Annotated in this window: 24 protein-coding genes and 1 other annotated feature; of the genes, 9 read left to right on the forward strand and 15 right to left on the reverse strand. The window is 31.2% G+C overall.

Annotated features, from left to right (window positions below; all coding sequences use genetic code 11):
• Window positions 1-16 precede the first annotated feature (16 nt).
• From BN350_RS14895 to BN350_RS14915, 5 genes are all read right to left on the reverse strand, one after another.
• Complete coding sequence (locus tag BN350_RS14895) at window positions 17-787, reverse strand: ABC transporter permease subunit (protein ID WP_028044314.1); 771 nt, start codon at window positions 785-787, stop codon at window positions 17-19.
• Window positions 784-1,686 (reverse strand): ABC transporter ATP-binding protein, encoded by a 903-nt coding sequence (locus tag BN350_RS14900; RefSeq protein WP_028044315.1) that lies wholly within the window; start codon window positions 1,684-1,686, stop codon window positions 784-786. The genes BN350_RS14895 and BN350_RS14900 overlap by 4 nt, the downstream gene beginning before the upstream one ends.
• Window positions 1,687-1,887, reverse strand: coding sequence for a PLDc N-terminal domain-containing protein (locus BN350_RS14905; protein ID WP_028044316.1), 201 nt, complete (start codon window positions 1,885-1,887; stop codon window positions 1,687-1,689).
• Entirely contained in the window at window positions 1,884-3,008 is a 1,125-nt protein-coding gene (locus BN350_RS14910; RefSeq protein WP_028044317.1) for a helix-turn-helix domain-containing protein, read from the reverse strand. Before BN350_RS14910 ends, BN350_RS14905 begins: the two co-directional genes overlap by 4 nt.
• Window positions 3,009-3,141: 133 nt before the next feature.
• Window positions 3,142-4,551, reverse strand: a complete 1,410-nt coding sequence (locus BN350_RS14915) for an amidophosphoribosyltransferase (protein ID WP_028044318.1) — start codon at window positions 4,549-4,551, stop codon at window positions 3,142-3,144.
• Between the two features lie 166 nt (window positions 4,552-4,717).
• Here BN350_RS14915 and BN350_RS14920 point away from each other — a divergent pair, with 166 nt between their 5' ends.
• Window positions 4,718-7,147, forward strand: coding sequence for an ATP-binding cassette domain-containing protein (locus BN350_RS14920; protein ID WP_028044319.1), 2,430 nt, complete (start codon window positions 4,718-4,720; stop codon window positions 7,145-7,147).
• Between the two features lie 34 nt (window positions 7,148-7,181).
• Here BN350_RS14920 and BN350_RS14925 read toward each other — a convergent pair whose 3' ends face one another.
• Window positions 7,182-8,435 (reverse strand): N-acetylmuramoyl-L-alanine amidase family protein, encoded by a 1,254-nt coding sequence (locus BN350_RS14925; protein WP_028044320.1) that lies wholly within the window; start codon window positions 8,433-8,435, stop codon window positions 7,182-7,184.
• A gap of 139 nt (window positions 8,436-8,574) precedes the next feature.
• Here BN350_RS14925 and BN350_RS14930 point away from each other — a divergent pair, with 139 nt between their 5' ends.
• The 4 genes from BN350_RS14930 (at window position 8,575) to BN350_RS20700 (ending at window position 11,248) form a co-directional block, all read left to right on the forward strand.
• Window positions 8,575-9,360 carry a zinc dependent phospholipase C family protein gene (locus tag BN350_RS14930; RefSeq protein WP_028044321.1) on the forward strand — a complete coding sequence of 262 codons (786 nt, stop codon included), beginning with the start codon at window positions 8,575-8,577 and terminating at the stop codon, window positions 9,358-9,360.
• Entirely contained in the window at window positions 9,332-10,588 is a 1,257-nt protein-coding gene (locus tag BN350_RS14935) for an MFS transporter (protein WP_028044322.1), read from the forward strand. The genes BN350_RS14930 and BN350_RS14935 overlap by 29 nt, the downstream gene beginning before the upstream one ends.
• Before the next feature lie 137 nt (window positions 10,589-10,725).
• Entirely contained in the window at window positions 10,726-11,112 is a 387-nt protein-coding gene (locus BN350_RS14940) for a hypothetical protein (protein WP_028044323.1), read from the forward strand.
• Window positions 11,084-11,248, forward strand: coding sequence for a hypothetical protein (locus tag BN350_RS20700; protein WP_155849109.1), 165 nt, complete (start codon window positions 11,084-11,086; stop codon window positions 11,246-11,248). The genes BN350_RS14940 and BN350_RS20700 overlap by 29 nt, the downstream gene beginning before the upstream one ends.
• Before the next feature lie 63 nt (window positions 11,249-11,311).
• Here the strand turns inward: BN350_RS20700 and BN350_RS14950 are convergent, their stop codons facing one another.
• Window positions 11,312-12,430, reverse strand: a complete 1,119-nt coding sequence (locus tag BN350_RS14950) for an aldo/keto reductase (RefSeq protein WP_028044324.1) — start codon at window positions 12,428-12,430, stop codon at window positions 11,312-11,314.
• 144 nt (window positions 12,431-12,574) lie between these two features.
• On the opposite strand from BN350_RS14950, the gene BN350_RS20050 reads away from it, so the two are divergent.
• Both BN350_RS20050 and BN350_RS14965 read left to right on the forward strand, forming a co-directional pair.
• Window positions 12,575-13,408 (forward strand): prepilin-type N-terminal cleavage/methylation domain-containing protein, encoded by an 834-nt coding sequence (locus BN350_RS20050; RefSeq protein WP_049945584.1) that lies wholly within the window; start codon window positions 12,575-12,577, stop codon window positions 13,406-13,408.
• Window positions 13,409-13,750: 342 nt separating this feature from the next.
• Window positions 13,751-14,854 (forward strand): DUF362 domain-containing protein, encoded by a 1,104-nt coding sequence (locus tag BN350_RS14965; RefSeq protein WP_028044325.1) that lies wholly within the window; start codon window positions 13,751-13,753, stop codon window positions 14,852-14,854.
• Between the two features lie 35 nt (window positions 14,855-14,889).
• Here BN350_RS14965 and BN350_RS14970 read toward each other — a convergent pair whose 3' ends face one another.
• From BN350_RS14970 to BN350_RS15005, 8 genes are all read right to left on the reverse strand, one after another.
• On the reverse strand, window positions 14,890-16,950 hold the full coding sequence (locus BN350_RS14970; protein ID WP_028044326.1) for a helix-turn-helix domain-containing protein: 2,061 nt from the start codon (window positions 16,948-16,950) through the stop codon (window positions 14,890-14,892).
• Window positions 16,951-17,095: 145 nt separating this feature from the next.
• Complete coding sequence (locus BN350_RS14975; RefSeq protein WP_028044327.1) at window positions 17,096-17,560, reverse strand: DUF3284 domain-containing protein; 465 nt, start codon at window positions 17,558-17,560, stop codon at window positions 17,096-17,098.
• 118 nt (window positions 17,561-17,678) lie between these two features.
• Window positions 17,679-18,680, reverse strand: coding sequence for an ornithine carbamoyltransferase (gene argF, locus BN350_RS14980; RefSeq protein WP_028044328.1), 1,002 nt, complete (start codon window positions 18,678-18,680; stop codon window positions 17,679-17,681).
• Between the two features lie 9 nt (window positions 18,681-18,689).
• Entirely contained in the window at window positions 18,690-19,550 is an 861-nt protein-coding gene (argB, locus tag BN350_RS14985; protein WP_028044329.1) for an acetylglutamate kinase, read from the reverse strand.
• A gap of 11 nt (window positions 19,551-19,561) precedes the next feature.
• Window positions 19,562-20,776: a bifunctional glutamate N-acetyltransferase/amino-acid acetyltransferase ArgJ gene (argJ, locus tag BN350_RS14990; RefSeq protein WP_028044330.1), complete on the reverse strand. Its 1,215-nt coding sequence runs from the start codon at window positions 20,774-20,776 to the stop codon at window positions 19,562-19,564.
• A gap of 11 nt (window positions 20,777-20,787) precedes the next feature.
• Window positions 20,788-21,822: an N-acetyl-gamma-glutamyl-phosphate reductase gene (gene argC / locus BN350_RS14995; RefSeq protein ID WP_028044331.1), complete on the reverse strand. Its 1,035-nt coding sequence runs from the start codon at window positions 21,820-21,822 to the stop codon at window positions 20,788-20,790.
• Complete coding sequence (gene argH / locus BN350_RS15000; protein WP_028044332.1) at window positions 21,819-23,195, reverse strand: argininosuccinate lyase; 1,377 nt, start codon at window positions 23,193-23,195, stop codon at window positions 21,819-21,821. The genes argC and argH overlap by 4 nt, the downstream gene beginning before the upstream one ends.
• Window positions 23,196-23,208: 13 nt before the next feature.
• Entirely contained in the window at window positions 23,209-24,429 is a 1,221-nt protein-coding gene (locus BN350_RS15005; RefSeq protein WP_028044333.1) for an argininosuccinate synthase, read from the reverse strand.
• 112 nt (window positions 24,430-24,541) lie between these two features.
• Window positions 24,542-24,747: a binding site (T-box leader), on the reverse strand.
• Between the two features lie 203 nt (window positions 24,748-24,950).
• Between BN350_RS15005 and BN350_RS21035 the strand changes: the two genes are divergently transcribed.
• Window positions 24,951-25,292, forward strand: a complete 342-nt coding sequence (locus tag BN350_RS21035) for a metallophosphoesterase (protein ID WP_196802973.1) — start codon at window positions 24,951-24,953, stop codon at window positions 25,290-25,292.
• Entirely contained in the window at window positions 25,289-25,798 is a 510-nt protein-coding gene (locus tag BN350_RS21040) for a metallophosphoesterase family protein (RefSeq protein ID WP_196802974.1), read from the forward strand. Before BN350_RS21035 ends, BN350_RS21040 begins: the two co-directional genes overlap by 4 nt.
• The last annotated feature ends 23 nt before the right edge of the window (window positions 25,799-25,821 follow it).

Genomic DNA, 25,821 nt, shown 5'->3' on the forward strand with positions numbered 1-25,821 from the left:
GTTTTCACTGATGTTTTTATATAGCTTTCTTATTAAAGAATAGAATAGATAAAATTATTGCTATGAATGATAATACAATTGTTATAAGTATTGAGCCTATAAACTGATCAATCTGCATAGTTCCTGTCAATATTGACATTGAATTAAACAATTGCGTTGGTAAATATTTTGAAATTGTAGGAATCATACTTAATGCATATGATAATATAAACATCCCTCCAGTTACTCCTAAAACAGCATAATTATCTTGGAAAATTGATGATGCAAACATAATGAATGATATACATAATATTCCTAAGATATAGATACAAGATGCTCCCCATAAAACATCCGCAACATTATGCACAGACCAAAAATAAATATTATACAAGTATGTGACAAGAAAACATAGCCAATAACACATTGTCCACAAGCCAATCATTGTTATAGTTTTTGCAATAATAACTTTCCATCTTTGTAAACCTTTAGTTAAAATATTAATTAAAGTTCCTTTTTGATATTCAATAGTTAAAATAGTACTCATAATAATTACAAATATAATCAATAATAGTGGTACATTTTTATAAAACTGCGTCCATGATGTCATGACATCAACTTTGAAATTTGATACAATCATTCCTGCATCTGCCAAATCACTTGATAACATCTCCATCATCCATGGTGTTATTTTCGCAATCAAAGGATTCATAATTCCAAACAGAATAGAAATAATAATCAATAAAATTAATTTTCCTGTACGTATCAATTCAAGCCATTCTTTTTTAATAAAGGCTATTAATGTTTTCATTTGCCAATAACCTCCATAAATAGATTTTCCAATGTTGATTCACGCATTTCAATCTTTTGAATACGATAATGATGTTGACTAATCATATTCATAGCCTTTAACATTTCTTCTTCACCTTGTGATGGATAATAGAGTCTTGTTGCATTTAATCTTTGACTTCCTGCATATTCTTTTTCCATAGCATCAGCATCATGACTTCTTAAAAAGTCAATTTCAAATCCATTACTCTTTTGAAGACTTTTCACTTCCTCTAAAGTTCCCTGAATTTTTATTTTTCCTTCATGTAATAATGCAATTTCATCACAGATACGCTCAACATCAGAAAGAATATGAGTAGAGAAAAGAACTGTTGTTTTACCTTTAACAGATTGTAAAATATCTAATATTTCTTTTCGTCCTACTGGATCTAATGCGGAAGTTGGTTCATCACAAATCAGTAACTCCGGGTTATGCAATAATGCTTGTGCTATTCCTAATCTTTGTTTCATCCCACGAGAAAACCCATGTATTCTTTTATTCACATTTTCTAGTCCAACCAATCTTAATAATTCAACAGATTTTTCTTGAATATCTGATCCTTTCATTCCTGAAATATCCCCACACAACTTTAAATATTCCATAGGTGTCATATATCCATAAAACTCAGGAACATCTGGTAAATAACCAATATATTGATTTGTCTCATTTTGCCCATAGACGACCTTCTTACCATTCACATATATATCGCCATGATCAATAGGTAATAAACCTAAAATCATCTTCATTGTTGTGGTTTTTCCAGCTCCATTTTGACCAATAAATCCATATATCTTATGTTGAGATATTGATAAATTCAAATCATCAATAACTTTATTTTGCCCAAATGATTTTGATAAATGAGAAATTTCAAGCATTGCCATTTAGTCATCTTCCTTTCCAAAAACAAAATATAAGATTGGTCCAATAAATTCCATTCCTATAATCGCAATAACAATCCATAATCTACGATTTCCATGTTTATAATGTGTATGTGTTAAAATATGTCTCATTGTAAAAAACAATAATCCAAACTGTACAATAATCAATGGAATAAGAAATGGTAACATTTCATTTAAAGTCATAATAGTTCTCCTTCTTTCATCAAACGCTTTTTCATTATTTGAAACTCTTGCCTCATAGAAATTGTATCAAATAACGGATGATCCAAAGCATCAATCGCTCCTTGTAAAACCAATTTTTTATTTTTCACAGGATGAACACCTAAATCAGAACTTTCAAAATAAACATGAATCATATCAAAATAATCATCACCATGTAACAAAACTTGATCATCTTTAATCAATCTTTCAACAAGTGTAACATATTCATCTAATCTGTTGAGAGTTTCTTCTTGATTATTATGGAGACAAGAAATCAAGGCTGCCTGATATTGGAATTGAGCAATGACATTTGGATTGAGATAATCCAAATGATAAACATCAATCAACTGATCAAGCCTCTCTATTGTCTTTTGACAAAGAGATAAATCTTGTATATGAATAACAAGATATTGAATTGATAAGCTCATAAACTCCATTAAATGAGAATACATACTCATTTGTGTAAATTGATTGGCTTTTTGATTTTCATTTTTTAAAGTATATGACTGAATCAAAAGAGATTCGCTATGTTGGATGCGATAAGGATCCAAAACATCCTCCAAAGCTTCAATGACTTCATCAGTTCGACCACATTGTAAATCAACCATCGATTTCAACACTGTTGCATCATGACAAATACTTGATTCTTTACAATAATTCATAATATGTTGGCATAATTCCGTAATGATATTCAAAATTTCACTTTGTCTATGAGAATCTGGTGCTAAAACAAAATGATTTAAACAAAGTACACACATCTGTAATAAAAATGGATAACAGGAATAATATTGTTTAATAAGTTCATTCACTTTATTCATAACATCTTCAAATGGCTCACTAGCAAACTTAGATGTTAATTGTATATAAAGTTTTTGAATCTGTTCTTTACTGAGTTGTGGCTGATATCCTAATAATTCATCAACAGTGACATCAAAAAAAGATGCAAGTACTGGCAGCAAAAGAATATCAGGCATACTCTGTTGAGTTTCCCATTTAGAAACTGATGCTTTTGTAACACCAATAAAATCAGCCAACTCTTCTTGTGTAATTTTTCTTTGATGTCTTAGTTTTAATATATTATCAGCAAAATGTAATTCACTCATTTTTTATACCTCCTACACTTCTATTATATCTTTTCTCTTTATAATAACAATGGATTATAACGATACTTTACGATATTAAATCAACTACTACGATACAAAAAAGTCTATATATCTCTACATAGACTTTATCTTATTATTCTTCTCCACTAAAACAATATGTACATAAATCACATGGTTTTAAACCAATAGATTCAACCATATCATCTAAACGATGATATCTTAATGATGTGAATTTCAATCTTCTACGAATTTCTTCTAACATTGCCTGATATCTTTCGCTATCAGGATTTGCGTATTCTTTTAAGACTTCATCACTTACTTGATCTGTTCCTTCTAAATCACGAACGACTCTTCTTGTTATCAGATCCATTTCTGAACTTGAACGAGAGAAATTCAAGTATTTACAACCAAATAGAATTGGTGGACATGCTGGTCTAACATGCACTTCTTTAGCACCAGATTCATATAAGAATTCAGTTGTTTCTCTTAGTTGTGTACCTCTAACAATTGAATCATCAATTAACAATAAACTTTTATCTTTGATTAATTCTTGTACTGGGATTAATTTCATTTTTGCAATTAAATTTCTTTGCCCCTGACTTGATGGCATGAATGAACGAGGCCAAGTTGGTGTATATTTGATAAATGGTCTAGCAAATGGAATACCTGATTGATTCGCATATCCCACAGCATGAGCAATTCCTGAATCAGGAACACCAGCTACAAAATCAGGCTTTGCATCATCACGTTTTGCTAAAAGTTCTCCACAGCGATTACGCATCATTTCAACATTCTCACCTTCATAGGTTGAAGTTGGATATCCATAATAAACCCATAAGAATGAACAAATCTTCATCTTTTCAAAAGGAGCCTGTTCTTGTTTTAAATAATCGTGTGTCATAAACACAATCTCACCAGGTCCTAAATCTTTCACATGGTGATAACCTAGGTTTAAGAACGCTGAACTTTCAAAAGTCACACAATGTGCATCATTTTTACTACCTATAATCACAGGTGTTCTTCCATACTTATCTCTTGCACAATAAATTCCATCTTTTGTCATGATTAAGATACTCATTGATCCTTTCACAACCTCTTGAACATGTTTAATTCCTTCTACAATAGATTCTTTTTGATTCATAATGGCAGCCACCATTTCTGTTGGATTAATAACACCACCACTCATTTCTAAGAAATGTGTTTTCCCATATTCAAAACATTTCTCTCTTAATTCCTCCAAATTATTAATTCTTCCAACAGTCGTAATTGCAAAAGACCCTAAATGTGAATTCACTAATAAAGGTTGAGCTTCATTATCAGAAATACAACCAATCCCTATATTCCCTTCAAACTCTTCTACATCTTTATCAAACTTAGTACGAAAAGGTGAATTTTCAATATTATGAATAGAACGATCAAACCCATCCTTACCATAAACAGCCATACCACCTCTTCTTGTCCCTAAATGGGAATGATAATCAACACCAAAGAATAAATCCATGACACAATCATTTTTAGATGCAACACCAAAAAAACCACTCATATATTCAATCTCCTTTTTTCTCTCATTTACACACCTATTTTAGATGATTTTATTTTGAAAGTCTATATTTAATCATGTAAATTTATGAAGTTACCGCTTACTTTTTTATATTTTCTTATTCCACCTATAAATCTTTTCATGTATGATAGTAACAGGAGGAAAACATATGGAAAATATTCTCATCACAAACGCTTATGAAGGAAATCTAAAACACGTCTCTTTAACAATCCCAAAACATCAATTGGTTGTCTTCACCGGCCTATCTGGTTCAGGAAAATCAACATTATTGATGGATGTACTTTTTCATGAGTGTCAAAGACAATATTTAGAAGCTATGGCTATGCAAGGCATTCGCAAACCAAAAGTTGATCGTATTCAAGGAGCTTCTCCTGCGATTATCATCTCACAAAGCGAACATCAGTCTAACCCACGTTCGACAGTTGGTACAATGAGTGATATTTATACTGACTTAAGAATGATTTATGAAAAGCTAGGAGTCAGAACTTGTCCTCATTGTGGAAAAAAAATATGTGCTGCTGATTGTCATGAAGAAACCGAAAAAAATAATAATGATTTCTATGTTTATATGTATTGTAGTGAATGTGGAAAACGCATGAATAAAATCACACGTACTTATTTTTCTTTCAATACCAAAGATGGTGCCTGTCCAACATGTGAAGGACTTGGTTCTCTGCATACAATTCAAAAAGACAGAGTTGTTGATGAATCACTCTCATTAGAAGAAGGTGCTGTTCTTTACTGGGAAAAACAATATGGCAAATACCAATTATCTGTGATTGAAGCCGCTTTTCAATATTATCATTGTCCATTAATTCCCCATACTCCTGTTCAAAATTTTACACCTTTACAAAAAACTATACTATATAATGGTGTTAACACCGATGAAGTGAAACAGTTATGTCCTGAGCTTCAACCACCCAAAACAACTCAGACAGGAAAATTCGAAGGTGTTTATCCTATTTTATGGCGAAGATTTGCTGATAAAAATGGACATTCTAAACAACTTGAACCTTATTTTGAAATATCTGTTTGTCCTGACTGTCATGGCGAACGCCTATCACCTATCAGTCGTTATATCACCATTTTACAAACACGTCTCCCTGAACTTTCCTTTTATTCCTTAGAACATTTGTTTAAATGGATTGAAACACTACATCAATCATTATCTTTACAACATTTGCAATTGGTTGAAGATTATCTGATAGATATACAAACAAAACTCAAACGTTTCTTACGTGTTGGATTAGGATATTTAACACTCGATCGTCAAATCATGACTTTGTCCGGTGGCGAACTGCAAAGACTGAGATTAGCAGCAACACTTGATAGCGAACTCTCAGGCATTATTTATATCTTAGATGAACCAACAGTTGGATTACATCCGAAAGATACCTTAGGACTTATTCAAACCTTAAAGAAACTCCGTGATCTGGGAAATACTGTTTTGGTCATTGAACATGATATCGATGTTATGAAACATGCTGATTATCTGATTGATATGGGTCCTTTATCTGGACAAATGGGTGGTGAAATTGTTGTGACAGGGAACATTGAAGATATCAAGAAATGCCCAACATCATTAACTGGACACTACTTATGCTATTCAGCAGTAATCAAACAACAATTAAGAAAGCCTCTACAACCTTTACATATAGAAAAAGCTAATCAATTCAATTTAAAGAATGTCTCAGTCGATATCCCCACTGGTTGTCTTGTTTGTATCACAGGTCCTTCTGGTTCTGGGAAATCTACACTGATTTTTGAAGTCCTTGCTAAAAACAAAGGTGTTCAAGGATTAGAAATGTTTGATGAAGTGATAGAAATTGGACAATCTCCATTAAGTAAAATGCGTCGTTCCAACGTAGCCACTTATAGTGATGTCTATACAGAAATCAGAGATGTATTTGCTAAAACTTCAGATGCCAAAAAGGCAAAACTTTCAACAAAATATTTTTCATTCAATACGAAAGGTGGACGTTGTGAAAACTGTGAGGGCTTAGGTTATGTTGAAAACAATATGTTATTCTTTACAGACAATAAAGTCATATGTCCTATCTGTCATGGTTATCAATTTCAGAATCATATATTAGATATTCACTATAAGGGATACTCTATCAAAGATATTTTAAATCTTTCTATAAGAGAAGCCATTCCCGTTTTTGCAGAGCAGTCAAAAATTATCAGAATTCTAAAACTCTTACAAGATGTTGGTTTAGATTATTTACAACTAGGCCAGCCACTCACAGCATTATCGGGTGGTGAAGCACAAAGATTGAAACTAGCCAAAGAGTTGATTCATGCACGTTCATCGCAACATAATCTATATTTAATGGATGAACCGACGAGAGGGTTACATCCTCATGACGTTGAACATTTCTTAACTTTATTAAATCGTTTAATTGATAATGGTCATAGTGTTATTGTCGTTGAACATAACCAACAGATGATTAAAAATAGTGATTGGATTATTGACTTAGGTCCTGATGGTGGAGAACATGGTGGTGAGATTATCTTTTGTGGTACACCACAAGATTTTATTCAGGACACTCATAGTCTGACTGCAAAATATCTGTAAATGAAAATGAACGAGATAAGTCGTTCATTTTTTGTTATTTAAAATATTGATCAATTCCATTTGCAATGCCTTTTGCACATTTATTTTGAAAACTTGAGTCTGTTAAAAGTTTATCTTCTTCAGAATTTGATATAAATCCCATTTCAATATATATTGCTGGAACCTCACTCCAATTCAAACCTGTTAAATCATTACGATACGAAACACCTCGACTTTTAATTCCAGTCAGTGAAGTATATGATGAAATCACTTTTTGTGCTAATGAAGAAGATGCCTTATAAAGTTGTGGACAGTATGGATTATCTTTTCCAATCGCAATCGTATGTGCACCTCTCGCACTAGATGCTCCGCCATCACAATGAAGATGAATAACTGCAGCAGCATTATTCTTATTCCCAACTTGTGCCCTTTGTTGATTAGAAATATTCACATTTTGACTTGTCCTTGTCATAATCACTGTGTATCCTCGTGCCTGCAATTCATTTCGTAATTTTAATCCTATGTCTAATGTGATTTGCGATTCAGGCTTTCGAGAAGAAACACCCGTTGCTCCACCTGCTACCTTTGCTTTCATCGTTGAAGAGCCAGGTCCCACTGCTTCTTTAGCACTATTTCCTTTCCCTTGATGTCCAGGATCAATCACAATGACTTTATTATTAGGATTAGCAGTATACGTTGAAGATGATGTATTTGGTTTTGATGGTGTCGTTTGCGGTTCTTTTTCTTGTTTTTGAACTGTTATCTTTAATGATTTCTCTGTTTTATTATTATTTTTATCTACTGCTATATATTGAACAGTATAATCTTTTGGTACTTTTGTATTTACATCACTTTGATATGTATAATAATTCACATCATTATCTTTCACATCTTTTTTATATTCAATATCACCATCTACAGGATCTTTAACTGATTTGATATACTTTTGAGGATCAAATGTTGATCCATAGGTTAACGTATCTTTTTCTTTTGTCATCACAATCTCGGGTGCCTTTGTATCTTTGACCTCTATTTCATAAGTAAATTGTTTTGTCAGCCCTTTTTCTTTAACTACAAAAGTTATCTCATGTTTACCAACTTGATTTGTATTTGGTGCTTCCTGATATGTTACTTCACCAGAACATGTTTTAATTAATGACAAAGGATCTATTGACTCACCGTACTCAATCTCTTTAATATCATTAAATTCTAAGACAATATCATCTATTTTAAATCTTGTCTGGTCATAAATCAAGTATCCACCAATCACAATTGCAACTCCCAACAATACAATAATCACTTTTTTCATAAAATCCCCACCTTTTTCTTTATTTTATCACATTTTATTATATTTCAATATATAAACGTGATATGATTTAAGGAGAAGTTAACATATATTTGATGTTTTTTTGTATTGATCTATTTATAATAAACAAGGAGGATTGATTATGCCAGCAAGTTATGCACATTTTGATTTTGGACAACAGGTTTATAGCCAACTTGATCAAGCATTACAAGACAGATTAAAGCCACATATGGACTTATATAATATTGGTGTTCATGGACCAGATATTTTATTCTATCACAAAGCATTACAGAAAAATGCTATTAAGGATTTAGGATTTTCAATGCATAGAAAAGAAGCTTATGAGTTTTTTAGAGATGCAAAACATATTATTATTCATAGTTTGTATAGAGAGGATTCTTTTGCTTATATCTGTGGTTTTATTACTCATTTTGTATTGGATAGCGAGTGTCATGGTTATATTGGTGAACAGGAAAAAGAATTAGATATGACACATAGTGAAATAGAATCTGAATTTGATAGAGAAATATTAATACAACAAGATAAAGATCCTTTACGTACTTCTCTAACACCACATATTCATCCTTCTATAGAAGTGGCTCAGGTCATTGCACCATTTTTCATGTTGAATGATAAAGATATCAATAAATCATTAAAAGATTTATTATTTTATTTAGGTATGTTAAAGGCACCAGGACATATCAAAAGAAGTTTTGTATTGTTAGCGATGAAAGTTGCTGGAATTTATCAGAAATATAAAGGGTTAATGATTAATTATGAAAAAAATGAAAAGTCTCGTGAATGTATTGATGAACTCATACATAAAAAGAATAATGCTGTAAAATTAGCTGTGAAGCTTATTCAAGAATACAGTGAACATCTTAATGATGAGCATCTTAATGAAAGGTTTAGAAGAACATATGGATAATAAATTAACAAAATTAGAAAAGTATTGGATTTTATATGATGTTGGAAATTCTGCATTTATATTACTCGTTTCAACCATTATTCCTATTTATTTCAATCATCTTTCTTCAATGGCAAATATCTCTGAAGTGAATTATTTAGCTTATTGGGGATATGCTGCATCATTGACAACTGCTGTTGTTGCGATTATTGGTCCTGTTTTAGGTTCAATAGTTGACACAAAAGGATACAAGAAACCATTTTTTGCGATGAGTATGATGATTGGTGTCTTAGGTTTGGCTGCACTTTCTTTTTCAACATCTTGGGTGATTTTCTTAGCGATTTATGTTGTTGCAAAAATAGCTTATTCCACTGCTAATATCTTCTACGATTCAATGTTATTGGATATTACAACCAATGATCGTATGGATAGAGTCTCTTCTAACGGTTATGCATGGGGATATATTGGGAGTTGCATTCCTTTTATTATCAGTTTAGTATTTGTCTTATTTTATGAAAAAATTGGCATGTCATTTGAAATTGCGATTATGATTGCTTTCTTTATCAATGCATTATGGTGGTTATTACTGACAATGCCACTTTTAAGAAAATATCAGCAAGTCTATTATGTAGAAAAACCAAAACATCCTATCAAAGATAGTTTCAAACGTTTATTTCTTACATTAAAAGATATCTCTAAAGATCGTAAAGTATTCCTTTTCTTAATTGCTTTTTTCTTCTATATAGATGGTGTTTATACTGTTATTGATATGGCTACTGCTTATGGAAGTGCATTAGGTTTAGATACACAAGGATTATTAGTTGCATTATTGGTGACTCAAATTGTGGCTTTCCCATTTGCATTAATTTTCTCTAAACTTTCTAAAATGTATCCTGCAAAGTTATTAATTAAAATCTGTATCTTTGCTTATACATGTATTGCATTATTTGCGATTCAATTAGATAAACAATGGGAATTTTGGTTACTTGCGATTTGTGTAGGCATGTTCCAAGGTGGAATTCAAGCTTTATCAAGATCATATTTTGCAAAGATTATTCCTCCTCAAAAATCTGGAGAATACTTTGGTTTATTTGATATTTGTGGTAAAGGAGCAGCCTTTATGGGAACAGCTCTCGTTAGTGTAACTGCTCAAATGACTGGTCAAATGAATATTGGTGTAGGAATGATTTCTATTATGTTTATTTTAGGTTTTTATTTCTTTACCAAAGCCACAAAAGTATTAAATTAGTATAAGTGGGATTCCCACTTTTTATTCATATTGATATTCGCTATTAGCAATTATATAATAAAATTGTAAAAAGTTTCCATAAAAAAAAAGAAAAACCCGAAAAAAATGCGTATATATAAAGTAGAAGGATTCATTTTATGGAGATAGAAAATGCAATATTAGATTATAAAGATGATTTGCTTTTTAAGTTTTACTGTGGCAGAGATGGGGCAGAGGCTATGGAATTTAGAAAATTCATCATTGAAAATGTTACTGGATTAAAGATTGATGTTTCAACAACAAACAATACTGAGCCTACAACTTTAACTATTGGTGATAAGAAGATTATCATGGATACTTTTATAATGCAAAATGGTTCATTTGATGCCTATCAAAGTAAAAGATTTCAGTATTATGCATATTTTAATGCTGATATACCATTAATGAAGAAATTACTTGAAGAAAAGGAAAAAGAATTCTTTCATAGAATGGAGTTAGTGGAAAGTAAGAAGTCTGGTGAAAAGGAAGGATTTATTAGTCGATAGAATCAAAAGAAAATATCATAAAGATATTAGCATTCGCTCAGAACATTGTCAGGAAAAAGATTTATATGAACTTAATATTTTAATTGATGATGGTATTACATATGATGAATTAATGAAAAGATTTACAATTTATTAGTTAAGTAGAGTTTATAGTTATGCATTCATAACTATAAACTTTTTTGTATCAAAAAAGAGGGTTTTAACCCTCAAAGTCCTTAACAACTCTTTTTAAATCTTCTCTAATTGGTAATTGTTGTGGACACATTTTCTCACATGCACCACATTCCTTACAATTGCTTGCTTTCGCTTCATTGGCCATCTTTTCATATTTTCCCTTAAATAAAGCTTCATCATCATAAATAAAGCAATTATTCCAATATTTAAAATTACTAGGTATATCGACACCAAATGGACAAGGCATACAATAAGAACAACCTGTACATCCATTCTTCGTACGTGAATGTAATGTTTCAGCAACTTTATTCACAATATCCAATTCTTCCTGTGATAGGTTTTGATAATTTTGGAAAGTTTTTAAATTATCTTGAACTTGTGCTAAAGTTGACATTCCACTTAAAATGACTTTTACTCCTGGTAATGTCCCAACATAACGTAATGCCCATGATGCAAGTGTTGCTTCTGGATTGTAGTCTTTAAACATCTTTGTAACATCATCAGGTAAACTAGCAAGTGATCCACCTTTAATAGGTTCCATAACAACCAAAGGTACTCCTAATTCATTAGCAAGATTAACACCCTTTTGTCCTGCCTGTATTTCCATATCCATATAATTTAATTGTAACTGACAGAACTCCCAAGTATGATATTTAATAATTTCTTCAAAAACATTGAATTCATCATGGAAGCTAAACCCTAAATATCTAATTTTCCCTTCTCTTCTTAATTCTTCACACATATCAATAATATGATAATCTTTGATCTTTTGCCATTTCTTAGCATCTAATGCATGTAATAAATAGAAATCAACATACTCAACATCTAATCTTTTCAATTGTGACTCAAATAACTCTCTTGCTTCTTCTTGACTATGAATATTCCATACAGGTAACTTTGTTGCAAGTTTAAAACTTTCTCTATTATACTTCTTTAATACTCTTCCCACAAATGGTTCACTATCCCCATTATGATAAGGATAAGCAGTATCAATATAAGTCACACCACTCTCAATAGCCAAATCAAGCATCTTTTCCGCTTCCACTTCTTCAATATTTCCTTTCTCATCTAAAGGAAATCTCATACAACCAAATCCCAATAAAGAAGCTTCAATTCCTAACTTATCAAATTTTCTATTTTCCATAACTCATCCTCCATATCTATAATAAGTATAAGATAATTCTAAATAAAAAGATATATTCTTTCTTAAATTGAAAACATTTTTAATATCGACATTATTTGATTATATGATAATTTTATGATACACTCAACATAAGGAAGTGGTTTTATGTTAAAAAATAACAAAAAAGGATTTACTTTAATTGAAATAATAGTTGTTGTAGTGATATTGGCAGTTCTTATGGCTGTTGCAGTACCATCAGTTTTGAAGTACATAGATACTGCTCAAGAAGCTCCTGCTTTAACTGAAGCACATGCTATTGTAACAGCAGCACAAAAGAAAGTGATTGAAAAATATTCTCAAACAAGAGACGAAAATGTTACTTTAGATGATAATGACAATAAATGGATAGAAGAATTTGTAGGCGAAGGCGGAACTGTTCAAGGATCTATCACCGTCACAAACAAAGAAGTAACCAGACTTTTATATCAAGCATCCAATGGCTTGCTTGTCCTTTATGAGAATCAAGAATACAAAATATTAGATGAAGAAGCTTTTGATATAAACACAGTTTCTGGTTATCTTAGATATCTACAAAAATTAGCTTCAGATAAGGAATTAGATAAAATTACAAATGGCAATGCTAACGAAATTGCTAAAAACAGAACAAAATCGCTACAAAAAGAATTCTATGAGTCTAATGGAAATAAATATCCAACTCTTACTAATGACGAAAAAAAGATGTTAACTTCAAGACTTTATAAAGATGTCGATACTCTTTGTTGGAAACCTCTATATGATACAAATGGAGGAATAGTCTTAATTGCTGATATAAAAACTGCTAAAGGGGAGGCCATTGGTGCTGGTCAAGGTCCACTTATATATTATAATAATGAATATTATTATCATAGACATAGTGCAGCACAATCTAATCAAGCAACTTCGACCCACATTAAAGAATCTCAATTCATTTTGAACGAGGAATGGGTAAAGGTTTCATAACCATTTTATATTTGATCAATATTATAGTGAGTTTTTGTATAATAAATTTTTGTTATTATGTTCATTAGATAAATTACTTAATTATCCAAATACACATTCAATTTAAATGTTAATTTGTTGTATACAAAAAACAGTTAAGAACTTTGCTCCTTACTTAATTTCAAGTAAATACAAATAAACAAGTTTTCAAATCCAATAAATACTTCCTTTTTAATTTTTGCTTTTAAGTAAGGAAAAATCTGTTCTTTTATCTGTATTTTATTTACTGATATAATTATTTCCCTTGACATAGAGTTAACTCCAAGTGCTACAATGTAGATAAAGAGGAGAAGGAGGAAATATATGGAAAAATCAAAAGTGTATTATTGTGATATGCATACAGGAAGAATGAATCTTCCTGAAAAATTAAAGTATTTAATGAAGAAAGCAGGATTTGAAAATATTGATTTTACTGATCAATATGCTGCTATTAAGATTCATTTTGGTGAACCAGGAAATTTAGCATATTTAAGACCAAACTATGCTAAGGTTGTTTGTGATTATGTGAAGGAATTAGGTGGTAAAGCATTTTTAACTGATTGTAATACTTTATATGTTGGTGGGAGAAAGAATGCATTGGATCATTTAGATAGTGCATATATGAATGGTTATAATCCATTTCAAACTGGTGTTCATACAATTATTGCTGATGGATTAAAAGGTACTGATGAGGCATTAGTTCCTGTTGACGGTGAATATGTCAAAGAAGCTAAGATTGGACAAGCTATTATGGATGCTGATATTGTGATTTCCTTAAGTCACTTTAAAGGACATGAATTAACTGGTTTTGGTGGTGCTATTAAAAATATTGGTATGGGTTGTGGCTCTCGTGCTGGTAAAATGGAAATGCATAGTGCTGGGAAACCATCTGTTGATCAAGATTTATGTATTGGATGTGGTCAATGTATTAAGATTTGTGCTCATGATGCACCAAGTATTACTGACCGTAAAGCAACTATTGATCATGATAAATGTGTAGGTTGTGGTAGATGTATTGGTGTTTGTCCTAAAGATGCAATTGAAGCAAGTATGGATGAAGCTAATGACATTTTGAATTGTAAAATGGCTGAATATACAAAAGCTGTTGTAGATGGAAGACCTTGTTTCCATATTTCTTTAGTTATTGATGTTTCACCATATTGTGATTGCCATAGTGAAAATGATATTGCAATTGTTCCCGATGTTGGTATGTTTGCATCATTTGATCCTGTCGCTTTAGATCAGGCTTGTGCTGATGCAGTGAACAAACAACCTGCTATTGCGAACAGTTTATTAGATAAACATGGACATGATCATCACGATCATTTTACTGATGTTTCTCCTGAAACAAATTGGAAATCATGTTTAGAACATGCAGAAAAGATTGGTATTGGAACAAGGAAATATGAATTAATTGAAGTGAAGTAGAAAAAAGATTCAGAACCTATTAGGTTTTGAATCTTTTACTTTGTATAATGATAATGATTATCTTTGGAAACATCCTTTTCTAAAGGTGTTGATAATGATGCCAATCCTACATCACCAGGTACACGATATGTAATTCTTGCAACAAGATATCCATCTTCTGCTTTCATAATACGATAATCTGGAATTAATCCTGATTTCTCTGATTCACCAGTTGATTTGTTTTCAATTTCTATTCCAACTTCTAATCCAACAAAAAAATCTTGAATACTTCCAGCATGAACAGTTATTTTTTCAATTTGTCCCTCTTCAGTAAAGCTACTATCTGTATATAATCTTTGTTCAGCTAAATATGCTTCTTTTGCGACTTCAAAATAATCATCTGAATTTGATTTGACTTTAAATATAGATTGTGTTGATTCATAACTTTTCAATGTAGGATCGTCTTTAATAATTTGCTGCATTTTTTCAACAAGATGAACTGCCTGTTCTCTCATTTCGCTATCAATATTTGCTTGAACCTGTGAATCTTCTTTATATGTTGTACAAAATAATTCAATTGGTATTTTATTTTCTACTGATATAATCGTCATATGTCCATCTTTATTAATCAAATAGTTTTCATCCAATGTACTTCCTTCATTAATTACAATAATATACTTTGCTTTTGAACCTTTATATAAAGTTATTGCTATTGTTCCATTCTGTTCAACTTCTTGTGGTGAAAAAACCGTTTCTTTTCCATCTTCTTCAACAGTTACTGTACCGTTTTCTACAGTAACTTCATAAAGATTATCTCCTCTATTATAAGTTTGCCAATTTCCTCTCATACTTCCAACAACATTGTAGTAAGAAATACCATTTCCTCTATCTCCATAAGTTGCTACATAAACTTTCTGTTGTCCATCTATATCATAATATGTCACTAAATTACAATCACTTGTAATCCATTTTGTCTCTATATCTAAATCTCTATTCGCACTCATTTCATTTGATTTCTTACCAAAACAAAGAAATGTATAATGATAATCTTGTAATTTCCCTGTTTCTTTGTTTTGTTTCATAACTAACTGTGATGATAGATTTGGAGAGAATGAGTATATTGTTTTATGATTTGATAACATATCACTGATAATAAATGTTAAACCAATAACAGATATACTAGAAATCATTAATATGAGTATATATTTTTTATTCATTTTTACTTTATTTATCATAAACATCAATGCAATAAAAATGATAATCATCATAATAACTGTTGCTTCAAATGCATTAAAAATATATTCAAAACCCAATCTTTTTAAAATAAACTGATAACCTATTTCTATACATCCTAATTGAGTCATACATATACTCAATATAATCATTATTGACCATTTATATTTATCATAACTTTCTACTATATGATTTTGAGTACACTGCATATAAGGTTTTATAGATGTATAATCCTGAGTATCTATAAAAAGCAAATTTCGTCCTACTCTCAAAATGGTAAAAGAATCACCCAAAACAACCTGATGAATATCTGTATAAAAATACTTACTTTCTCCATGCACTCCTGAATAAACAATACCATATTCATCATATGTATACCTTGCATCAAATTCTTGAAACGATGCATATTTTACTTTTTTAAATAATATTGGTAAAAGAATAAGAATCAATCCTAAACCAGATATTATGAATCCAATAATATCCATATATCTTCCAATATATTTATTTATAGAATATATTGCATACCCACCCGTTATCAATAAACTCCCACAAATCAATACGATCATCAATATAATTCTCTTTTGATAATAAAGATTGTTCATAAACTGTTTATACAAAGACTTATCAACATGAAACATCTGATATGTTTTTTCTTCTCTTATGACATGTTCCTCATTATCCTGTCCATCTAATAATTCATCAACTGTTACATCTAATGCCTTTGCTAAATCTTTTAAAATAGAAACATCCGGTATCCCTCCACCCGTCTCCCATTTAGAAATAGCTTTATTTGTCATCATCAGAATATCAGCTAATTCTTGCTGAGTCATTCCTTTTTGTTTTCTTTTATATGCTATATACTTTCCTATTTTTACACTATCCATATTCGTTCCTCCTGCTTATTGTCATTATACAAAAAGCAACTTTTATAGCAACATACATCCCGTTGATTGCTTCTACGTTGCGTAGATTATAATCAAATCAACCATATATGAAAATACAAACGAGATTTTTTCCTCGCTTGCATCATTAATCTTCTTGTATTTCTTGCACAGATTTTCTGTAATTCTTCAACATAGAGTTAATAGTTCTTTTTGTCATGAATTTTGCATTCACAATTTCATCTTCACCAAAGTTTTTCGTTGGATTGACACCATCTTTCAGTTTTTCATCAAAAGAACCAAATAAAACTTCCATATGACCATCATCAAGTTCTTTCATTTCTGCTGAAATGACTTTATGATATGTTTTACTTTTATATTCCATGACAAATATCTTTGGAAATTCACATTCCAATACTTTATATGTTGCCTTATTAACAACTGTTTGATGTTTTTTCATAGGTAATTTTGTTGAAAATGAAAATCCCTTTACAATATCTTCATCCTTTAAATCTTTATTTTTAACACTTTTATATTGATTTTTAAAATCTTGAATAACTGCATTATAAAACTCTTCCTGTATACATTTTAAAACAATCTTTTCTTTTTTCATCTTTCCCTCCATCTTGAATCACAATTCAAACCTCTTTGTTTATATATTTATTATAGTTGATAAAAAGATATTATTCAATTGAATATAGTTAAATAGAAAAAACAGGAGCATCTCCTGTTTATAAATCTATATTGTTTCCTATAGTCGCAACCATTACGGCTTTAATCGTATGCATTCTATTTTCTGCTTCATCAAAGACAACAGATTGTTTTGATCTAAAGACTTCATCTTCAACTTCTCTAATATCAATACCTTGTTCATTCTTTGATTGAGCAACTTCTGTTTCAAAGTCATGATATGATGGTAAACAATGCATAAATAATGTTGATTCTTTACCAGTTTTCTTCATCATTTCAGCAGTCACTTTATATGGTGATAACATTTCTACTCTTGGTTTATATAAACTTTCATCTTCACCCATACTTACCCAGATATCTGTATAAATGACATCAGCATCTTTGACAGCTACATCAACATCATCTAATACCTCAAGTTTTCCACCTGATTTTTCTGCTTCACTTTGGCAATATGCTAATACTTCTGGATCAATCTCTAAATCTTCAGGACCTAAGCATACAAAATGCATACCCATTTTTGCTGCTCCATACATTAATCCATAGCACACATTATTTCTAATATCTCCTGTAAAAACAAACTTCACTTCATTTAATGGTTTATTAAGATGTTCTTCAATAGTCATAAAGTCAGCTAATGTTTGAGTTGGATGATCAACATCAGTTAAGCCATTCCATACAGGTACTCCTGAATATTTCATTAAATCTTCTACAGTTTCTTGTTTAAATCCTCTAAATTCAATTCCATCATACATTCTTCCAAGAACTTTAGCAGTATCTTCAATAGATTCCTTTTTACCCATCTGTGAATTGCTTAAGAAAGTGACATGCCCACCTTCATCTAAAGCAGCTACTTCAAAAGCACATCTTGTTCTTGTAGATGTTTTCTCAAACAATAGAACAATGTTTTTTCCCTCTAATGTTTTACCAATTCTTCCTGCCTTTTTTGCTTTCTTTAACTTATGAGCTAAATCTAATAAATATCTAATTTCTTCTTGGGAATAATCTTTTAAAGTTAAAAAACTTCTATTCTTTAAATTAGTCATAATACCTCCTTATCTTTGAAACATTGTTCCAATACCTTCTTTAGAAAGCATTTCTATTAAAATAGAGTGTGGAATTCTTCCATCAATAATGACTGCTTTTTTTACTTTTTGGCGAATAGCACGAACACAGCAATCGACTTTCGGAATCATCCCACCACCAATAATACCTTTATCAATAAGACTCTTCACTTCATAAACATGAACAAGTGGAATGAGTGTTGATTCATCATCTTTATCTGCTAATAAACCAGGTATATCACTAACCAAAATCATGTTTTCTGCACCTAATGCTCCAGCAATTTCAGCTGCTGCAGTATCAGCATTAATGTTATAGGTATGACCTTCTTCATCAGTTCCCACACTTGCAATAACTGGTATATAACCTTTATCAAGTAAATCAAAGATAATATGTGGATTGATTTGATCAACATCTCCAACATATCCTAAATCATCATCACATTCATGTTTTTTCGCAACGATCAATTGATTATCAATTCCACTAATCCCTACAGCATTTCCACCTCGCTGCATGATTAACTTTACCAAATCTTTATTTGTCTTTCCTGCTAATACCATTTGAACAACATCTATTGTTTCATCATCAGTATATCTTAAACCATTAATAAACTTTGTTTCCTTGTTCATCTTCTTTAATGTTCCATTGATTTCAGGTCCACCTCCATGAACAAGAATCACTTTCACACCAATTTCTGATAATAAAACAACATCTTTAATAACATTCATCTTTAATTCTTCATTAATCATGGCATTCCCACCATACTTAATGACAACGATTTTATTATTATATTTTTGAATATAAGGCAAAGCCTGTGATAAAATCTCTGCCTTCACTATTGAATTTTTATCCATATATAATCCCTCTAAGTTCTATAATCGCCATTAATCTTGACATAATCATATGTTAAATCACAGCCCCATGCTGTCGCAGAACTTGATCCGTCATGAAGATTAATTAAAATGTCTATTTCATCTTCACTTAATATTTTTAGCGCTTCATTTTCATCAAATAGATATCCCCTACCATTTTGACAAACAAGAATCTGCCCAGTGTGACTTGCAAGTGAGACTTCTATTTTATCAACATCATAATTTGCATCACAATACCCAATAGCACATAAGATGCGTCCCCAATTGGCATCTTTACCAAACATGGCCGCCTTGAATAGTGAACTTGTGATAACTGATTTTGCAACAATTTTAGCATCTTTAACTGTACAGGCATTTTCAACATGACATGTAAGTAGCTTTGTCGCCCCTTCACCATCTTTTGCAATACCTTTTGATAAACTTGTACAAATAGACATCAATGCTTCTTTAAAGATTTCATAATTTCCATCTTTTTCAATAATCTGATGATTGCCTGCCAACCCATTAGCCATCACACTCAACATATCATTAGTAGATGTATCACCATCAACACTGACCATATTAAATGTATCATCAACAACTTCATGGACAACTTCATTTAATATTTCCTTGGAAATATTTACATCAGTTGTCACAAAAGCTAACATTGTTGCCATGTTCGGATGAATCATACCACTACCCTTCGCAATTGCACCAATATGACAAGTCTTACCATCTAATTCAAATTCAACTGCATATTCTTTTTTTACTGTATCAGTTGTCATAATTCCTTCACAGGCATCTGAACTTCCGTTGTCTTGAAGAACTTGAACCAACTCTGTCATATGATTTTCAAATGGTGTAATATCTAACGGTTGTCCAATCACGCCAGTAGATGCAACAATAATATCATTTTCATTGATATTAAGTTCTTTTGCACATAAAGCACAGACTTTATTTGCAATCTCTTCTCCATCAGGATTACATGTATTGGCATTACCACTATTACAAATAATCGCTTTGGCTTCTCCATTTAATAAATGTTGTTTTGTAACAGCAATCGGTGCTCCTTTAACTTTATTTAAAGTATATGTGCTGGCTGCATGACACATGACATCACTAACAATCAACGCAAGATCTTTTTTTGATTTATTTTTTCTTATCCCACAGTGTATCCCTGCTGCCTTAAATCCCAAAGGTGCACATACACCTCCTTGTATCTCTTTCATATTCTTTCCCCCTAGAAAGATGGTGGAACCATCTTTAAACCTTTTGTTTCTTCAATTCCATACATAATATTCATATTTTGAATAGCCTGCCCTGCAGCACCTTTAACCATATTATCAATTGTTGAAACAACAATGACCTGATGATATCTTTTTTCATAATGTAAAGAAATATCACAGAAATTAGAATATTTCACGAACTTCAAATCAGCAACTTTTCCATTATCTAAGACTCTTACAAAATATTCCTGATCATAAGAATCATGATATGCTTTCACGACATCATCAAAAGTGACATCTTCTTTTAAAGATACAACGATTGTTGAAACAATACCACGATTAACAGGCAATAAATGAGGAATAAATGTCACATGGATATTCTGATTTGCCATTTTTGATAATTCCTGTTCAATTTCAGGTGTATGACGATGGGTTCCTAATTTGTAAGGATGAAATGATTCATTACATTTTGGAAAATGTGTATCTTCACTTAATGTCTTTCCTGCCCCTGTTGTTCCTGATTTTGAATCTATTACAAAATCATTGTTTTTATTCATCTGTTTTTTTAATAAAGGATATAATCCTAAAGTAATTGATGTTGGATAACATCCTGGATTTCCAATCAGTGTCGCTTCCTTTATTTTTTCACGATTGACTTCACTTAAGCCATAAACTTGTTTTTGATGAAGTATTTTTTCATGATAATCTAAGTTATACCATTCCTGATAATCCTTTTCTTCATCTAGTCTAAAGTCAGCTCCAAGATCAATGAATTTTTTATTATGTTCATCACAATACTTTGCATATTTTTCACTTAAACCATGAGGTAATGAAGCAAAGATCATTTCTGATTTTTCAAGAACATCTTCATCAGTGACACATACCATATCACAGATTCCATAAAATGATGGATAAATATCTGAAATAGGCTGTCCAACATAACTTCTTGCTCCAAGAGCTACAATTTCCACTTCATCATGATTTAATAATAATCTTAATAGTTCCGCACCAGCATATCCACTGGCACCAATAATTCCTACTTTTATCATAATGCTTTCACCTTCTCTTGCATTTTTATGATTGCTTTTTTGACTGCAACTGGTGATGGTCCACCGTCAACTTGACGATTATGGACACATGTGTCTAATGAGATAGCTTCATAAATAGAATCTTCAAAAGTATTATCATACTTTTTATAAATTTCTAATGGTAATGTTTCTAAAACCAAGTCATGATCAATGCAATATGCGACTAATTCTCCAGTTGTTTTATATGCATCTCTAAAGGCTTTCCCATGTTTAACAAGATAATCTGCACAATCAGTTGCATTGATAAATCCTTTGGCTGCAAATTCTCTCATTCTTTCAGTATTCACTTTCATTGTTTTTAGCATATCTGTAAAGACCGGTAAACAAAGTTTGACTGTATCAATGGCATCAAATAATGCTTCCTTGTCCTCTTGCATATCCTTATTATAGGCAAGTGGTAAACCTTTCATCATTGTGAGTAGTGTGGCAACATCACTGATGACTCTAGCACTTTTACCTCTGACAAGTTCAGCAATATCTGGATTTTTCTTTTGTGGCATAATGCTTGAACCAGTTGCATAAGCATCATCTAACTCCACATATTTAAACTCCCAAGAACACCACAAAATCATTTCTTCACTGAATCTTGATAAATGCATCATAATGAGTGCCAAAGCATTCGCAAATTCGATTGCATAATCACGATCACTGACACCATCTAATGAGTTATCAGTGACATCACTCATTCTTAATTGCTCAGCTACATAAATTCTATCAATTGGATAGGTCGTTGTAGCCAAAGCCCCTGAACCAAGTGGTGAAACATTCATTCTTTCGTAACAGTCATCTAATCTTGTAATATCACGATAGAACATTTGTGCATATGCCATTAAGTGGTGAGCAAATGTTATGGGCTGAGCACGTTGTAAATGTGTATATCCACACATAATTGTTTCTAGATGCTTTGATGATTGTTCAATAATAACATTGATCAAATCAATCAGCATATCTTTAATATCTTTCATTTCATCACGTGTATATAATCTTAAATCAAGTGCAACTTGATCATTTCTTGATCTGGCAGTGTGTAGTTTTTTACCACTGACTGGATATTTCTTTGTCAGTTCACTTTCAATAAACATATGAATATCTTCAGCATTAGGATCAAATAACAATTCTCCAGTTTCTAAATCATGTAATATTTCATTTAACCCTGTTAAGATTTCATTTAAACTTTGTTCATCAATGATTTCTTGTTTTGCAAGCATTTTGGCATGTGCCTGACTCCCCATAATATCATGTTTATACATCCTTGCATCAAATGAAAGAGATGAATTAAATGCATTCACATTTTCATTGATTTCTTTTTTAAATCTTCCTGCCCATAACGCCATATTCTTCACACCCCTATTTATTTCTTTTTTGATCTAATAAAGCTTTCACTTTAATTGGTAAACCATATAAGTTAATGAATCCTTGTGAATCCATTTGATTATAATCTTCATCTTCTCCAAATGAAGCTGTTTGTTCACTATATAAAGTATCTGGAGAACTCATACCTGCATTTGTAATATTTCCTTTATATAATTTCAATTTAATTTCCCCATTAACTGTTTTTTGTGTTTCATCAATAAATGCTAATAAAGCTTTTGTTAGTGGTGTATACCATTGACCATTATATAATATATCAGCTAATTTCAATGACACTTGTTGTTTAAAATGTTGTGTTTCTTTATCTAAAGTGATTTCTTCTAAATCAGCATGTGCTTTATAAAGAATTGTTCCACCTGGTGTTTCATAAACACCTCTTGATTTCATACCTACTAATCTATTTTCTACCATGTCAATAATTCCAATTCCATTAGCTCCACCAAGATCATTTAACTTTAAGATAAGATCAACACCATTCATTTTCTCTCCATTTAATGCAACTGGTTCACCTTTTTCAAATGTTAGTGTAATATATGTTGGTGTATCAGGTGCTTGTTCTGGTGTCACACCCATTTCTAAAATCTTATCATACATTGGTTCGTTTTGTGGATCTTCTAAGTCTAATCCTTCATGAGATAAATGCCATAAGTTTTTATCTTTTGAATAGTTTGTTTCTCTGTTGATTTTTAATGGAATATTTCTTGCTTCTGCATATTCAATTTCATCTTCTCTACTCTTTAATTCCCAAGTTCTCCATGGGGCAATGATATCCAATTCTGGAGCAAAAGCTTTGATTGTTAATTCAAATCTGACTTGGTCATTTCCTTTACCAGTACATCCATGACAAATGGCATCTGCACCTTCTGCTTTTGCGATATCTACTAATTTCTTTGCAATAATTGGTCTTGCAAGTGACGTTCCAAGTAAGTATTTTCCTTCATACATAGCATTTGCTTTAACTGCTGGAAAGATAAAATCATTCACAAATTCTTCTTTACAATCTGCACAATAATATTTAGATGCTCCAGTTGCTAAGGCTTTGGCTTCTAATTCTTCAAGTTCATCTGCCTGACCAACATCTCCTGCGACTGCAATAACTTCACAACCGTAGTTTTCTTTTAACCATGAAATAATAATTGATGTATCTAATCCCCCTGAATAAGCTAATACGACTTTTTTATATTGTTTCTTTTCCATAATATTTTCTCCTCTTTCTTATTTATTTTTATCGTTTATCTTTTATGAATATAATCTCCCTAATCGCCGCATCTCAATCACCCCTTCTAAAACAAAAACGTCTCCGGAAAAATCCAGAGACGTATATATACGCGGTACCACTCTCGTTGTTAGAATATCTAACCACTCTTGCCTTTAACGCAGGTGACGTTCCATTATACTTATGTTCCAATGGACTCTCACGGGGGCGGTTCATTCATTTCCACTTGGTAACCTTCCACTCTCTGTTACCTCGCTTGAAGCGTTCAATAAATTACTCTTCCCGATCAACGATTTGATTTTTAACTTGCGTTTATCATACAGTGATAGCCATTTTTTGTCAACACTTTTTCTTATATTTTTTGAAAAAGGCAAAATTATTTTATGTTATTTATCCAAATCACAATTTTAATCCTCTAAAAATATTTTTATTGATACAATAGTTTGTTAATAGCAAATCACCTTTGTGATATAATTAAAGAGAATAAAGGAGTGTATCCATAATGAAAGTTTTATATGTTACAGATTTACATGGCGATAAAAATAAATACAATAAAATTTTAGAAGTTTCTATTAAGGAAGATATAAAAGTTATTATTAATGGTGGGGATATGCTTCCAAAGCAATGTAATAGACATAAGGAGCAGCCTCTTTTTATGAATAACTTCTTAAAAGATTATTTTATCCAATTACAAAAACACCATATTACTTATCTTGCAATGTTAGGAAATGATGATTTATTAGCATTTGATGATCTATTTGAAGAACTCTGTTCTCAGTTTGATAATGTTTATAACATAGCCAATAAAAAGATTTTATTCATGAATATGAGTTTATTGGAATGAACTTTATTTTAGATCATCCTTTTGGCTGTAAAGATAGAGTTGTCACTGAAGACCACTATATCCCTCAACAGCAATTCAGTCTTGTTGCTGGAACTTCTCATAAATATGGTTATGATGAGATTTATAATTGGTTATCCTATTCACAAAATTATTTGCCACATATGTGTGATCTTTTAAATAATTTACCAAAACCACATAATCCCCACAAAACAATCTATATCATGCACATGCCTCCTGCTGGATTAAGATTAGGACAATTGTTTTATCAAGATTTAGATATTGGTTCAATAGATATCTATGAATTCCTTAAACAACAACAGTCATTACTTTCTTTACACGGACATATACATGAATGTCCTGATACAGAAAAAGGCAAACGGATTAATCAAATTTTAAACACCACTTGTATTCAACCAGGACAAACAGAACTTTTTGATACACATATGATATACGCTTTGCTTGATTTACAAAACAAAGAATATAGACGTTATGTTATTGGAGTATAGTTATTGGATAATTTTTAAGAAAA

This window comes from Candidatus Stoquefichus massiliensis AP9 (assembly GCF_000455285.1).
GTDB classification, from domain to species: Bacteria; Bacillota_I; Bacilli_A; order Erysipelotrichales; family Coprobacillaceae; genus Stoquefichus; species Stoquefichus massiliensis.

Excerpts from the sequence above, each read along its gene's own strand:
- BN350_RS14895 (WP_028044314.1), bottom strand. The coding sequence starts at position 787 with ATGAAAACATTAATAGCCTTTATTAAAAAAGAATGGCTTGAATTGATA.
- BN350_RS14900 (WP_028044315.1), bottom strand. The coding sequence starts at position 1,686 with ATGGCAATGCTTGAAATTTCTCATTTATCAAAATCATTTGGGCAAAAT.
- BN350_RS14905 (WP_028044316.1), bottom strand. The coding sequence starts at position 1,887 with ATGACTTTAAATGAAATGTTACCATTTCTTATTCCATTGATTATTGTA.
- BN350_RS14910 (WP_028044317.1), bottom strand. The coding sequence starts at position 3,008 with ATGAGTGAATTACATTTTGCTGATAATATATTAAAACTAAGACATCAA.
- BN350_RS14915 (WP_028044318.1), bottom strand. The coding sequence starts at position 4,551 with ATGAGTGGTTTTTTTGGTGTTGCATCTAAAAATGATTGTGTCATGGAT.
- BN350_RS14920 (WP_028044319.1), top strand. The coding sequence starts at position 4,718 with ATGGAAAATATTCTCATCACAAACGCTTATGAAGGAAATCTAAAACAC.
- BN350_RS14925 (WP_028044320.1), bottom strand. The coding sequence starts at position 8,435 with ATGAAAAAAGTGATTATTGTATTGTTGGGAGTTGCAATTGTGATTGGT.
- BN350_RS14930 (WP_028044321.1), top strand. The coding sequence starts at position 8,575 with ATGCCAGCAAGTTATGCACATTTTGATTTTGGACAACAGGTTTATAGC.
- BN350_RS14935 (WP_028044322.1), top strand. The coding sequence starts at position 9,332 with ATGAAAGGTTTAGAAGAACATATGGATAATAAATTAACAAAATTAGAA.
- BN350_RS14940 (WP_028044323.1), top strand. The coding sequence starts at position 10,726 with ATGGAGATAGAAAATGCAATATTAGATTATAAAGATGATTTGCTTTTT.
- BN350_RS14950 (WP_028044324.1), bottom strand. The coding sequence starts at position 12,430 with ATGGAAAATAGAAAATTTGATAAGTTAGGAATTGAAGCTTCTTTATTG.
- BN350_RS20050 (WP_049945584.1), top strand. The coding sequence starts at position 12,575 with ATGTTAAAAAATAACAAAAAAGGATTTACTTTAATTGAAATAATAGTT.
- BN350_RS14965 (WP_028044325.1), top strand. The coding sequence starts at position 13,751 with ATGGAAAAATCAAAAGTGTATTATTGTGATATGCATACAGGAAGAATG.
- BN350_RS14970 (WP_028044326.1), bottom strand. The coding sequence starts at position 16,950 with ATGGATAGTGTAAAAATAGGAAAGTATATAGCATATAAAAGAAAACAA.
- BN350_RS14975 (WP_028044327.1), bottom strand. The coding sequence starts at position 17,560 with ATGAAAAAAGAAAAGATTGTTTTAAAATGTATACAGGAAGAGTTTTAT.
- argF (WP_028044328.1), bottom strand. The coding sequence starts at position 18,680 with ATGACTAATTTAAAGAATAGAAGTTTTTTAACTTTAAAAGATTATTCC.
- argB (WP_028044329.1), bottom strand. The coding sequence starts at position 19,550 with ATGGATAAAAATTCAATAGTGAAGGCAGAGATTTTATCACAGGCTTTG.
- argJ (WP_028044330.1), bottom strand. The coding sequence starts at position 20,776 with ATGAAAGAGATACAAGGAGGTGTATGTGCACCTTTGGGATTTAAGGCA.
- argC (WP_028044331.1), bottom strand. The coding sequence starts at position 21,822 with ATGATAAAAGTAGGAATTATTGGTGCCAGTGGATATGCTGGTGCGGAA.
- argH (WP_028044332.1), bottom strand. The coding sequence starts at position 23,195 with ATGGCGTTATGGGCAGGAAGATTTAAAAAAGAAATCAATGAAAATGTG.
- BN350_RS15005 (WP_028044333.1), bottom strand. The coding sequence starts at position 24,429 with ATGGAAAAGAAACAATATAAAAAAGTCGTATTAGCTTATTCAGGGGGA.
- BN350_RS21035 (WP_196802973.1), top strand. The coding sequence starts at position 24,951 with ATGAAAGTTTTATATGTTACAGATTTACATGGCGATAAAAATAAATAC.
- BN350_RS21040 (WP_196802974.1), top strand. The coding sequence starts at position 25,289 with ATGAACTTTATTTTAGATCATCCTTTTGGCTGTAAAGATAGAGTTGTC.